The sequence below is a fragment of the Actinophytocola sp. genome, from assembly GCF_035942955.1.
Taxonomy (GTDB): Bacteria; Actinomycetota; Actinomycetes; order Mycobacteriales; family Pseudonocardiaceae; genus DASYTH01.
On sequence record NZ_DASZCQ010000137.1, the window covers coordinates 19,251 to 31,894 of the forward strand.

Annotated in this window: 10 protein-coding genes; 7 read left to right on the top strand and 3 right to left on the bottom strand. The window is 71.4% G+C overall.

Annotation, left to right across the window (positions count from 1 at the left end; translation table 11 throughout):
* The first annotated feature begins 138 nt into the window (after nucleotides 1–138).
* The 4 genes from VGX25_RS13935 (at nucleotide 139) to VGX25_RS13950 (ending at nucleotide 7,068) form a co-directional block, all read left to right on the top strand.
* Nucleotides 139–5,121, top strand: coding sequence for an NAD-glutamate dehydrogenase (locus tag VGX25_RS13935; protein ID WP_326918184.1), 4,983 nt, complete (start codon nucleotides 139–141; stop codon nucleotides 5,119–5,121).
* Nucleotides 5,121–5,552 (top strand): thioesterase family protein, encoded by a 432-nt coding sequence (locus VGX25_RS13940; RefSeq protein WP_326918185.1) that lies wholly within the window; start codon nucleotides 5,121–5,123, stop codon nucleotides 5,550–5,552. The genes VGX25_RS13935 and VGX25_RS13940 overlap by 1 nt, the downstream gene beginning before the upstream one ends.
* The gene (locus VGX25_RS13945) at nucleotides 5,545–6,180 is read left to right on the top strand and encodes a hypothetical protein (RefSeq protein ID WP_326918186.1); all 636 of its coding nucleotides are present in this window, start codon (nucleotides 5,545–5,547) and stop codon (nucleotides 6,178–6,180) included. The genes VGX25_RS13940 and VGX25_RS13945 overlap by 8 nt, the downstream gene beginning before the upstream one ends.
* Nucleotides 6,181–6,273: 93 nt before the next feature.
* Entirely contained in the window at nucleotides 6,274–7,068 is a 795-nt protein-coding gene (locus VGX25_RS13950; protein WP_326918187.1) for a peptidoglycan-binding protein, read from the top strand.
* 309 nt (nucleotides 7,069–7,377) lie between these two features.
* Here VGX25_RS13950 and VGX25_RS13955 read toward each other — a convergent pair whose 3' ends face one another.
* From VGX25_RS13955 to VGX25_RS13965, 3 genes are read right to left on the bottom strand one after another with little or no spacing between them, the layout of a single operon-like run.
* Nucleotides 7,378–8,961 carry a glycoside hydrolase family 13 protein gene (locus VGX25_RS13955; RefSeq protein ID WP_326918188.1) on the bottom strand — a complete coding sequence of 528 codons (1,584 nt, stop codon included), beginning with the start codon at nucleotides 8,959–8,961 and terminating at the stop codon, nucleotides 7,378–7,380.
* A gap of 35 nt (nucleotides 8,962–8,996) precedes the next feature.
* On the bottom strand, nucleotides 8,997–9,380 hold the full coding sequence (locus VGX25_RS13960) for a globin (RefSeq protein ID WP_326918189.1): 384 nt from the start codon (nucleotides 9,378–9,380) through the stop codon (nucleotides 8,997–8,999).
* Between the two features lie 14 nt (nucleotides 9,381–9,394).
* Nucleotides 9,395–10,372, bottom strand: coding sequence for a mechanosensitive ion channel family protein (locus VGX25_RS13965; RefSeq protein ID WP_326918190.1), 978 nt, complete (start codon nucleotides 10,370–10,372; stop codon nucleotides 9,395–9,397).
* A 138-nt stretch (nucleotides 10,373–10,510) separates the two neighbouring features.
* Between VGX25_RS13965 and VGX25_RS13970 the strand changes: the two genes are divergently transcribed.
* The 3 genes from VGX25_RS13970 to VGX25_RS13980 all read left to right on the top strand — a co-directional run bounded on the left by VGX25_RS13970 (nucleotide 10,511) and on the right by VGX25_RS13980 (nucleotide 12,356).
* Nucleotides 10,511–11,161 carry an HNH endonuclease gene (locus VGX25_RS13970; RefSeq protein ID WP_326918191.1) on the top strand — a complete coding sequence of 217 codons (651 nt, stop codon included), beginning with the start codon at nucleotides 10,511–10,513 and terminating at the stop codon, nucleotides 11,159–11,161.
* 429 nt (nucleotides 11,162–11,590) lie between these two features.
* Entirely contained in the window at nucleotides 11,591–11,845 is a 255-nt protein-coding gene (locus VGX25_RS13975) for a hypothetical protein (protein ID WP_326918192.1), read from the top strand.
* Nucleotides 11,832–12,356: a DUF5130 family protein gene (locus VGX25_RS13980; protein WP_414635798.1), complete on the top strand. Its 525-nt coding sequence runs from the start codon at nucleotides 11,832–11,834 to the stop codon at nucleotides 12,354–12,356. The genes VGX25_RS13975 and VGX25_RS13980 overlap by 14 nt, the downstream gene beginning before the upstream one ends.
* Nucleotides 12,357–12,644 lie beyond the last annotated feature (288 nt).

Sequence of the window (12,644 nt, forward strand, 5' to 3'; positions counted from 1 at the left end):
GCGGCGGCCGGTCCGACATGGCTCGATTCAGGTCTCGATCAAGCAGGTTCGGCCACGCTGAGGGGTTGGGCACCCGGCACTAGGGTTGGCACTGCATGTGGCACGCAGGGGTGCCGCCGACGCGTGGAGTCCCGACAGATGACCTCGACTGGAATCCAGTCCAGATCCGGCACGGCCGCTCACAAGGCGGGCTCCGGGTCGGCCGAGTCAGCCAGTCCCGAACAGATCCGCGACGAGCGGATCGAGCAAGCGGCCCGGCTCTCGCCCGCGATGGCCGACCTGATCCGGCTCTACTTCCGCTACCTGCCGCCGGAAGAGATCATCGACGACAACCCCGTCGATCTCGCCGGCGCGGTGCGCTCGCACCACGAGCTGGCGATGGACCGGGTGCCCGGCCGCCCGGCCATCCGGATCTTCAACCCGAGCCCGGCCGCGGACGGATGGACGACGCCGGGCACGATCGTGCACCTGGTCACCGACGACATGCCGTACCTGGTCGAGTCGGTGACCGCCGAGCTGACCCGCGGCGGCCTGCAGGTGCACCGGGTGGTGCACCCGATCGTCGTGGTGCGCCGCGACGCCGTCGGCCGGCTGCGTGAGGTGCTGCCCGCCGCCGACCCGGCCGATCCGCCCGCCGAGGCGCTGGCCGAGTCGTGGATGTCGATCGAGGTCGATCTGATCACCGACGCCGATCGCAGCCGGGACACCCAGCACGCCCTGCTGTCGGTGCTCAACGCCGTGCGCGAGGTCGTCGAGGACACCGACCGGATGGCCGGCACCGCCCGCGCGCTGGCCGACCAGGTGGAGGCCGATCCGCCGCCGCTGGACGCGCACCAGGTCGCCGACGGCGCCGAGCTGCTGCGCTGGCTGGCCGACGGCCACTTCACGTTCCTCGGCTACCGCAACTACGACCTGGTCACCACGGATGGCCAGCCCGCGCTCAAGGCCGTGCTGGCCAGCGGTCTGGGCGTGCTGCGCCAGGACAGCCTGGCCGCGCGCAGCCTTACCGCGGGTCCGGACGCCGCGACCCACGCCCTGTCGGCCAACCTGCTGGTGCTGACCGAGGCGAGCGCGCCGTCGGCGGTGCACAGCAGCGTCTACCCGTACAACGTCGGGATGAAGACCTTCGACGCCGACGGCAACGTCACCGGCGAGCACCGCTTCCTCGGCGTCTTCAACACCAACGCGCTGCACGAGGACGTGCTCGACATCCCGGTCGTGGAGCGCAGGGTGCGCGAGGTCATCCACCGCGCGGGGTTCCCGCTGGAGTCCTACACCGGCCAGAAGATGCTGGAGGTCATCCAGAACTGGCCGCGCGCCGAGCTGTTCTCCACCAGCACCGACCAGCTGTACCAGATGGTCACCGGGGTCATCGCGCTGGCCGACCGGCGCCGGCTGCGGCTGTTCCTGCGCCGCGACCCGTATGGCCGGTTCTACTCCTGCCTGGTGTTCCTGCCCCGCGACCGGTACACCACCACTTCCCGGCTTGCCATGCAGCAGGTGCTGCTCGAGGAGCTGTCCGGCACGCACCTGGAGTACAGCGCGCGGATCGGCGAGACCCCGTTGGCACAGGTGCATTTCACCGTGCACACCGACCCCGGCCGGTGGCTCGAGCCGGACGTCACGCACATCCAGGAGCGGCTAGCCGAGGCCGTGCGCACCTGGGACGACCGTTTGGTCGAGGCGGTGTTCGAGGAGCAGCGCGCCAAGATGGACCGCGGCGAGTCGCGCACCGGCACGGTCACCGTCGGCGCGGAGTCGGCCACCGAGCAGGGCCACCGGTTCGCCAGCGTGTTCCCCGAGGCCTACAAGGAGGACTTCGGCGCGGTCGAGGCGCTGGCCGACCTGCGGCGGCTGCAGGCGCTGACCCACGAGGGCGACCTGGACATGTCGTTCTACGTGCCGGAGGACGCCGAGCCGGGGGAGCGACGGTTCAAACTCTATCTGGCCGGCCCCGGCGTCAGCCTGTCGCACGTGTTGCCGGTGCTGCAGCAGATGGGCGTCGAGGTGGTCGACGAGCGCCCGTACGAGCTGCGCCCCGAGGGCGGCGACACCAAGTGGTGGATCTACGACTTCGGCCTGCGGGTCGACCCGAACATCGTGGCCACCCGCACGCCGGAGGAGATCGACGAGCTGCGCACCAGGTTCCAGGACACGTTCGCGGCGGCCTGGTACGGCGACGCCGAGTCCGACCGGTTCAACGCCCTGGTGCTGCGCGGCGGGCTGAGCTGGCGCCAGGCCTCGGTGCTGCGGGCGTACTCCCGCTACCTGCGGCAGGCGGGCACCACCTACAGCCAGGAGTACATCGAGGACACCATGCTCGGCCACCCCGAGGTGGCCACCGCGCTGGTGCATTTGTTCGAGGTCAGCTTCGACCCGGCCGAGCCCGAGGAGACCCGGAACGAGCGGACCAGGGCGCAGATCGACGAGATCGTCCGGATGATCGACGAGGTGAGCGGCCTCGACGCCGACCGGATCCTGCGCAGCCTGCTCACGTTGATCAGGGCCACGCTGCGGACCAACTACTTCGTCCGGGACGCCGAGGGCGAGCCGCGGCCGTACCTGGCGATCAAGCTGGAGCCGCGGGCGGTGCCGGAGCTGCCCGAGCCGCGGCCGCGCTTCGAGATCTTCGTGTGCTCGCCGCGGGTGGAGGGCGTGCACCTGCGGTTCGGCCCGGTGGCGCGCGGCGGGCTGCGCTGGTCGGACCGCAGGGAGGACTTCCGCACCGAGATTCTCGGCTTGGTCAAGGCGCAGGCGGTGAAGAACGCGGTGATCGTCCCGGTTGGCGCGAAGGGCGGATTCGTGGTCAAGCGGCCGCCCGCGCCGACCGGGGACGCGGCCGCGGACCGGGAGTCCTGGCTGGCCGAGGGCATCGCCTGCTACCGCATGTTCATCTCGGGCCTGCTCGACCTGACCGACAACCTGCGCGGAGGCACCGTGGTGCCGGCGCCGGACGTCGTCCGCTACGACGGCGACGACACCTACCTGGTGGTGGCGGCGGACAAGGGCACGGCGAAGTTCTCCGACATCGCCAACGAGGTGGCCAAGAGCTACGGGTTCTGGCTGGGCGACGCGTTCGCCAGCGGCGGCTCGGTCGGCTACGACCACAAGGCCATGGGGATCACCGCGCGCGGCGCGTGGGAGAGCGTGAAGCGCCACTTCCGCGAGCTGGGCACCGATACGCAGACCGAGGAGTTCACCGTCGTCGGCATCGGCGACATGTCCGGCGACGTGTTCGGCAACGGGATGCTGCTGTCCGAGCACATCAGGCTGATCGCCGCGTTCGACCACCGGCACGTGTTCATCGACCCGGACCCGGACCCGGCGGCGAGCTTCGCCGAGCGGCGCCGGCTGTTCGAGCTGCCCCGGTCCTCCTGGGAGGACTACGACCGGAGCCTGATCAGCGAGGGCGGCGGAGTGTGGCCGCGCACGGTCAAGTCGATCCCGATCAGCCCGCAGGTCGCCGCGGCGCTTGGCATCGGCGAGGGGATCACCAAGCTGTCCCCGCCGGAGCTGATCAAGGCGATCCTGCTGGCCCCGGTTGACCTGCTGTGGAACGGCGGGATCGGCACCTACGTGAAGGCGTCCACGGAGACCAACGCCGATGTGGGCGACAAGGCCAACGACGCGGTTCGGGTCAACGGCAGCGAGCTGCGGGTGAAGGTGGTCGGCGAGGGCGGCAACCTGGGGCTGACCCAGCGCGGCCGGATCGAGTTCGCCAGGGCCGGCGGCAAGATCAACACCGATGCGCTGGACAACTCGGCCGGGGTGGACTGCTCCGACCACGAGGTCAACATCAAGATCCTGCTGGACCAGTTGGTGCTCGACGGCCGCCTGTCGGAGGTCCAGCGCAACGAGCTGCTCGCCGAGATGACCGACGAGGTGGCCGAGCTGGTGCTGACCGACAACTACCGGCAGAACGCCGTGCTGGGCATCAGCCGGGCGCATGCCGCGGCCATGCTGTCGGTGCACGCCCGGCTGGTGGCCCGGCTCGAGCAGACCACCGGCCTTGACCGGCAGCTGGAGGCGCTGCCGTCCGACCAGGAGTTCCGCGAGCTGGAGAAGGCCGGGCGGGGCCTCACCTCGCCGGAGCTGGCCACGCTGCTGGCGCACGTCAAGCTGGCGCTCAAGGAGGAGGTGCTGGCCAGCGGCCTGCCCCAGGTGGACGCGTTCGCCCGGCGCCTGCCCGAGTACTTCCCGAGCCAGCTGCGTGCGCGCTTCGCCGACGCGATCCCGGCGCACCCGCTCAACCGGCAGATCACCACCACCCTGCTGGTCAACGAGGTGGTCGACGGCGCGGGCGTGTCGTACGTGTTCCGGCTCGCCGAGGAGATGAACGCCACCGGCACCGACGCGGTCCGCGCGTTCGCCGTGGTCACCACCGTGTTCGGGTTGCCGGAGCTGTGGCGGGAGATCGAGGCGCTGGACAACGTGGTGCCGACCGGCACACAGGACGCGATGGTGCTGGAGATCAGGCGGCTGCTCGACCGCGCGGCGCGCTGGCTGCTGTCCAACCGGCCGCAGCCGCTGGCCGTCGGCGCCGAGATCACCCGGTTCCGCGGCGTGGTCCGGGACCTGATGCCCGACATGATCGACCTGCTGCGCGGGCGGCAGCGCGACGCGGCCGTGCAGGACGCCGAGAAGCTGGTCACCGATGGCGTGCCGGCACGGCTGGCCATGCGGGTGTCGACGCTGCTGGACGCCTACGGGCTGCTCGACGTGACCGAGGTGGCCGAGCTGGCCGAGGTGGACGCCGCGGTGGACGCCGAGCGCAGCCCGGCCGAGACCGCCGAGCTCTACTACGCGCTGTCGGATCATCTGAACTTCGACCTCATGCAGACCTCGGTCAGCGACCTCGAGCGCGGCAACCGCTGGCATGCGCTGGCCCGGCTGGCGCTGCGCGACGACCTCTACTCGTCGCTGCGGGCGATCGCGCTGGACGTGTTGCGGCAGAGCGATCCCGGCACGCCCGCCGACGAGAAGATCGCGGCCTGGGAGCGGGCGAACTCCTCGCGGCTCAGCCGGGCACGCACCGCGCTCGAGGAGATCCAAAGCTCCGGCCGGCTCGACCTGGCCACGCTGTCCGTCGCCGCTCGACAGATCCGCAGTATGGTCCGCTAGTGGGTGTTTTCGTCGCCGAGGTCCGGCCGCGCTGGTCGGACATGGACGCCTTCGGTCACGTCAACCACGCGAACACGGTGACGCTGCTCGAGGAGGCGCGGATCGACCTGCTGTTCGTCGAGGCGTCCCGGCACGGCGCCGCCGGGATGGCCAACGGCGTGGTCGTCGCCCGGCTGGTGGTCGACTACCACGCTCCGCTGCTGGCCACCGGGACCACGGTGCGGGTGGAGATGTCCGTGCGGGAGATGCGCAACGCCGCGTTCACCCTGGACTACACCGTCCATAGTGGACTTTCGCCCAGCGACCCGGTGGTGGCCACGGCGGAGACCATGCTGGTGCCCTACGACATGAAGCTCGGCCGGCCGCGCCGGCTGTCCGAAGCCGAGCGGGACTTCCTCGCCGCATGGCGAAGCGGAGGCAACGGTGCCTGAGCTGACCTTCGCCGACCCGACCGAGCGCGACGACCTCGGCGCGTTCGTGGCCCGCGCCGTCCGGCTCGACGGGCAGTGCGCCGTGCGGCTGCGCGGCCGGGACGCCGGGCTGATCGACGCCTGGGTGGCCACCCCGTTCGACGTGCTGGCCACCCGGACCGTGCGCGGCACCGTGCAGCCGGGCGACGTCACGGTGTCCGGCAACGAGCTGCTGGCCGCGCTGGCCGTGGTCCGCGGCGACCGGGTCGACCCGGGTCGGCCCCGGGACCTGCTGTGGCGCTCGGCGCTGCCGCCGGAGGCGAGCTGGCAGCTGGTCGACCAGCTGCCAGCCAGGGTGGTGTCCGAGCTCGCCGACCGCGGCCTGGCCGTCGCCCGCGAGAACGTCGGCCCGACCGGCAACCCGCCGGCCGCGCTGCTCGACCAGACCGTGCTCACGGTCACCGGCGACGGCCTGGAGGTCAAGGTCCCGCTGCGCTGCCTGTTCGCCATGGCCGGCATGGGTTTCCTCGGCGCCAGTGACGCCGACGAGCAGGTCCGGGTCACCGCCACCGACGCGTGGCTGCGCATCGACGCCCGCTACGGCGCCGTGGTCCGCCGCCGGCACGCCCTGCTGCCGCTGCTGGTCTAGCTGTACCGGATGGCTGCCCCAATGGCCGCCCCGGCGGATCATGCGCGCGGGGTTGCGCCCGTCCTACCGTCGCGGATGGACGGGAGGTGCGCCATGTCGTTGCCGGTGCTCGATCAGGACAGCTACCAGTGGATGTGCTCGGACTGGGTGATGTACGCCGGGGAGCTGCTGCGCCAGCTCGGCTACCTGGAGACCGAGCCGACCGGAACCTACGACGCGGAGTTCGCCGCCGCCGTGCGGGCGTTCCAGGAGGCGTACGGGATCACCTTCGAGGAGAACTACGTCGGCCCGTACACCTGGGAGGCGCTCGGCGTCCAGGATCCCGAGCCGGCGGAGGACCACCAGGAGCCCGAGCACCCCGAGCACCAGGAACCCGCCCCGACCGCCGCGGCCGACCCCGGCCTCGAGGTCCTCACCGGCGGCAAGCGCTACATCATCTACGAGGACGAGGTGCGCACCGGCGGCACGATCTCCTGGCGGGCGCGCAACCCCGGCAACATCCGCAACGGCGAGCGCTACGGCGCCTACCCCGGCAAGAAGGCCAACACCAAGTCCGCCGGCAGCTTCGCCGTCTTCCCCGACGAGCAGACCGGCTTCGAGGCGATCAAGCAGGTCCTGCACAACTACGGCCACATCACCGTCGCCAAGGCCATGGCCAAGTACGCCCCCGCAGGCGACGGCGCCAACGACCCCGACGCCTACGCCCGCAGCGTCGCCAAGCAGATGGGCGTCTCCATCGACACCTACGTCGACGAGCTCGACGACTCCCAGATGGACATCTTCGCCACCGCCATCAAACGCGTCGAAGGCTGGACCGAGGGCGAAACCTACGCCCTCGACGATCCCAACCTCCCCGCCGACGTCCAACGCGCCATCCGCGGCAACTAGCGCGGGCATGGGCCGACGGAAGCGGTAGCCGAGTGATCGCGGCGCGGCGAGCACTTCGGTGTGTGCTGTCGATCGGGCGGCCGCGCTGACGACGCCCTCCGCCCGGGTGCCTCCGCCGGGGCGCGAGATCGGCTCCGGCCCTGGCGTGGTGGGCCCGCCCCGGCTCGATGGTTGCGGCAACGTTTCCGTTGCCGGCGGCCTGCCGGCGCGGCGACCGGAATCGCAGGGTTCCCTCGCTCGCGCCGGGGCGCGGCACTCGCCTTGCCCTACGGAATGTCCGCGTCGCCTTGGTCGGGCATCAAACCGTCACTAGACCAGCCAGGCGGCGGTGTCCGGGGGGAGGCGGCCGTCGGCGAGCGGGCCGCTGGTGAGCAGGACTTCGCCGGGTGGGAGGGGGACGGGGGCGGAGGTGGTGTTGAGGGCGCAGATCAGGCCGCCGCCCTTGCGGCGGTAGGCGAAGCAGCCGGCCGGGGCGCCGTACCACTCGATGGCGCCGCCGGCGAAGGCCGGGTGGGTTTTGCGGAGCTCGATCGCCTCGCGGTAGAGGCAGAGCATCGACGACGAGTCCTCGAGCTGGGCCTCGACGGTCAGCGAAGCCCACTCGGGCGGCATGGGCAGCCAGGAGCGGCCGCCGGGGGAGAACCCGAACGGTGGCTCGGCGCCCTCCCAGGGCAGCGGCACGCGGCAGCGGTCGCGGGCCGGCAGGGCGTGGCCGGAGCGGATCCACTGCGGGTCCTGCAGCGCCCAGTCCGGAAGGTCCACATTGGACAGACCGAGCTCCTCCCCGTTGTACAGGTAGACCACGCCGGGCAGGCCGAGCTCGACGAGGGCCATCGCCCGAGCCCGGCGCACGCCGAGGTCGCCGCCGCCGTAGCGGGTGACGTGCCGCACCACGTCGTGGTTGGACAGCGTCCAGGTCGGCCGGGCGCCCGAGGCGCCGACGGCGGCCATCGAGCTCTCGATCGCCCTGCGGATCGCGTCGGCGTCGAACGGGGCGTCGACGAGCTGAAAGTTGAAGCCGAGGTGCAGCTCGTCCGGCCGCAGGTAGCGGGCGAAGCGCTCGTCGCCGGTCACCCAGATCTCGCCGACGGCCACGGTGCCCGGATACTCGTCGAGCACCTTGCGGATCATCCGGTGGATCTCGTGCACGCCGTCGTCGTCGAACCGCGGGTCGACGGCGTCGATGAACGCCGACGCGTGCACCGACGCCAGCAGCTGCGGGTCCATGTCCGGCAGGCCCTCCGGCTTGGCCAGCCCGTGCGCCACGTCGATGCGGAACCCGTCGACCCCGCGGTCGAGCCAGAACCGCAGCGTGCGCACCAGATCCCCGCGCACGTCGGGGTGCGCCCAGTTCAGGTCCGGCTGCTCCGGGGCGAACAGGTGCAGGTACCACTGGCCGTCGGCGACCCGGGTCCACGCCGGGCCGCCGAACACGCTGACCCAGTTGTTCGGTGGCAGCGAGCCGTCCGCGCCGCGGCCGTCGCGGAACAGGTACCGCTCGCGCTCGGGCGAGCCCGGCCCGGCCAGCAGCGCCGCCTGGAACCACTCGTGCGCGTCGCTGGTGTGGTTGGGCACCAGGTCGATGGTGATCCGGATGCCGTGCGCGCGGGCGTCGGCCACCAGCCGGTCGAAGGCGTCGAGGTCACCGAACAGCGGGTCGACGTCGCGCGGGTCGGCCACGTCGTAGCCGTGGTCGGCCATGGGGGAGCGGTAGAACGGCGTCAACCACAGGGCGTCGACGCCGAGCAGCTCCAGGTAGCCGAGCCGGGACCGGATGCCCTCGAGGTCGCCGACGCCGTCGCCGTCGGAGTCGGCGAAGGAGCGCACGTACACCTGATAGAAGACCGCGTCGTGCCACCAGGGCCGGTCGGTAACTTCATCGGGTTGACGCACGAGGGGTCATCCTGCCAGTTGAGCGCCGCGAGCGTTTAGACCCAGCTGTTCATCAGGCTGTGCGCGGCCATCTCCAGGTACTCCCACAGCTGCCGGCGATGCTGCTGGTCGAGGTCGGCCTCGTCCACGGCCACCCGCATGCACCGCAGCCACGCGTCGCGCTGCAGCGGCCCGATCACGAACGGCGCGTGCCGCATCCGCAGCCGGGGATGGCCGCGCCGCTCGGAGTAGGTGTGCGGGCCGCCCCAGTACTGCATGAGGAACAGCCGCAGCTTCTCCTCGGCGGGCCCGAGATCCTCGTCCGGGTACAGCGGCCGCAGCAGCTCGTCCTTGGCCACCTCCTCGTAGAACCGGCCCACGATGCGCCGAAACGTCGCCTCGCCGCCCACGGCCTCATAGAAGGACTCGGTTGCCGTCACGGTTCCATGTTCCCTCAGGCGCCCTGCGGGGGTGGCAGCAGCCGGGTCAGCGGCGCCTGGATCCCGGCGTCCTCGAACGCGGCCATCAGCTTCGCCCGCAGCGCCCGCTGGGTCGCCCACTGCCGGCCGGGCCGGACCTTCACGGTGGCGCGCAGGGTGATCCCCTCGGCGGCGACCTTCTCCACGCCGAGGATCTCGGGCGGCTCGAGCACGTCGTCGGACATGGGCTTGGCGTCGGTGGCCTCGCGCACGACCCGGTCCAGGATCTCGGTCGCCTCCGCCACGTCGGTGCCGTGCGCGACCGGCAGGTCCACCACGGCCACCGCGAAGCCCTGGCTGGAGTTGCCGACCCGGAGGATCTCCCCGTTGCGCACGTACCAGACCGTGCCGTTCACGTCGCGCAGGGTGGTCACCCGCAGCCCGACGGCCTCCACGGTGCCGCTGGCCTCGCCCACGTCGACCACGTCGCCGACGCCGTACTGGTCCTCCAGCATCATGAACATCCCGGACAGGAAGTCCTTGACCAGGTTCTGGGCGCCGAAGCCGAGCGCGATGCCGACGATTCCGGCCGAGGCGACGATCGGCCCCAGGTTCAGGCCGAGCTCGCCGAGGATCAGGATGAAGGCCAGGCCGAAGACGACGAACGAGACGATCGACTTGAGCACCGAGCCGATGGTCCGTGCCCGCTGCGCGCGCCGCTCGGAGACCAGCACCCCGAGGGCCTGCGGCGCGCGTTCCTTGAGCGGGCGCAGCAGGGTGGGGGTCCGCTCGCCGGTGGCCCTGGTGAGCCGGTCGATGACCCGCCTGGCCAGGTACCGGATCAGGAACGCGATCACCAGGATCATCAGGATCCGCAGTGGCTTGGCCACCAGCCAGTGCGCGGACGCCGCCAGCCACTCGTTGTGCGTCACGTTGAAGACGTACTGACACCAGCTGCCGGACTCGTTGACGCACTCCGGCGGCTCATCGGAGAACGGGAGCTGCGTGGTCATCGGCCGACGATAGCGAGTGCCCGTTCGCGGCCCGTTCACCGGATCTTCGACCCCGTGAACCAGGACACGTTAGTCAAGGGCGTGCGTTCCGGGTGTGATTTGTGGTCGAATTTGGCTGCACCGGTGGAGGTGGTGGGCGTGCCCGACCGACATCTCAGCCCGATCGGCGCCCCTCGTGGGCAGGCGCCGCGGACGTCGTCGTCTCCGGATCCGGATACCGCCGCCGCGGACCCCGAGCCAGGGACCGGGTCGCCGCCGATCGGGTTGTCGTCCTGGGGACGACGTCGGGTGCTCCTGCTCAACGCCACGTTCGAGCCGCTCACGGCGCTGCCGCTACGCCGGGCCGTTGTGCTGGTGGTATGCGGCAAGGCCGAGGTCGTGCACGGTGATCCGTCCGGGCTGATGATGCACTCGGCCTCGTCGGCGGTCGTGGTGCCGTCGGTGATCCGGCTGAGCAACTACGTCCGGGTGCCGTACCGGGCGAAGGTGCCGCTCACCCGGGCCGGCCTCATGCACCGGGACCGCTACCGCTGCGGGTACTGCGGCGGCCGGGCCGAGACCGTCGACCACGTCGTGCCGCGCAGCCGCGGCGGCAAGCACACCTGGCAGAACTGCGTGGCGTCGTGCGCCAAGTGCAACCATCGCAAGGCGGACAAGCTGCTGTCCGAGCTGGGCTGGCGGCTGCGCGTGGTGCCGACCGCGCCGCGCGGACCGCACTGGCGGCTGCTGGCCGGCGTGGTGGAGGCCGACCCGCTGTGGCTGCCCTACCTCGGCGAACCGGCGGCGTAGCGCGCTAGGCGGCCAGCGATCTGGTGACCCGGGTTCCCGCGGTGACCCTGGTCCCGCGGGTGACCCGCGTTCCCCGGGTGACCCGCGTCCCGGCGGTGACTCGTGTGCCTCGGGTGACGCGCGTGCCCCGCGTTACCCGTGTCCCCAGGTTGATCACGGCGGCCTGCTCAGTCATGGCAGGAACCATAGTCACCTGATTGGATGAACGCATGGTGCACATGGCGTAACCTCCTGCCGGATTTGACGGATCTGTAACGGCCGTACAGGTGAAAGTATGGCCGGATCCGATCACCGACAAGGCATCGCGGCGTGTCAACCCGGTTACGGAGGGGATTGCGGCCGAACGGATCTGGCCGATGCGCTCGACGCGCCAGCGCCCTGCCGTCGCTCGGGTGAGGCCCAATGCCTGCCATCCGATACGGTTCGTCCGTGAGCGTTGTGCAGACAATCCTTGTCTACGCGGCGATCCCCATCGGGATCTACGCCGTGGTCGCGCTGCTGACCTTGCGCGACCGGTTCGCCAAGGCCCCGCGGTACCGTCCGGGCCAGCCCTGGGACTACCCGCCCGTGTGGTGGACGGCCAACCCCGCCGGCGTCGGCACCGACCACGCCGGTTTCGTCGCCGCCCCCACCGGCGGCCCGGCGCGCAAGACGGCCAAGGGAGGCGCTCGTGGCAGCTGGTGAACTGGTCAGGGCGTCGGACGACCATGGTCGGACCGACACCGCCGAGGCGCAGGTCGTCGAGGATCCCGAGCACGGCTACGCCGCCGCCGTCACCGCCAGCGGCAGAATCTCGATCGCCCGGCAACGCCAGCCGGCCCGCCCCGAGCTGCCGTTCAGCCCCGTGCAGCTGTCCCGGCTCGACGAGGCACTCACGCTGTCCGCCCGCGCCACGGGCCTCAACTTCAGCGTCTACCTCGGCGACCTCGGCCCCGACACCCGTGAGACCGCCGAAACACTGCACTCCTCCCACGGCGACGCCGCCCCCGAATCCGTGCTCATCGCCGTGTCCCCGGGCCAACGCCGCGTCGAGGTCGTCACCGGCACCGAAGCCGCCCGCCGCCTCCCCGACCGCGCCTGCAACCTGGCCGTCATGAGCATGGTGGCCTCCTTCAAGGAAGGCGACCTGATCGGCGGCCTGGTCAGCGCCCTGCGGATGTTGAGCGACCAGGCGGGGCGCGGACCGAGGCGGTAGGTGTCCGAGGTTCCCGGGGGTGGGGGGCCGGAGGGTGGAGGCCGGCCGGGTTTCGTTGGGGTCGGGCGCGTTGCGGGCTTCCGGTTGGCGGGGTGGTCAGCGGAAGATCGCCGTTCGGTGCCCAAGCGACGATCATGGCCAAGCCGAATGTCGTCGGGAACTAGCCCGTCCCATGCTGGAACCGCCGCCCGCCAACGCGAACCAGCCTGACACGCAACCTGTGCGCCTCACCCCTAGGGCTCCGGCAAAGTCGCCAAGATCGCCTTGCGGGAACGACGGCCGCGGCGC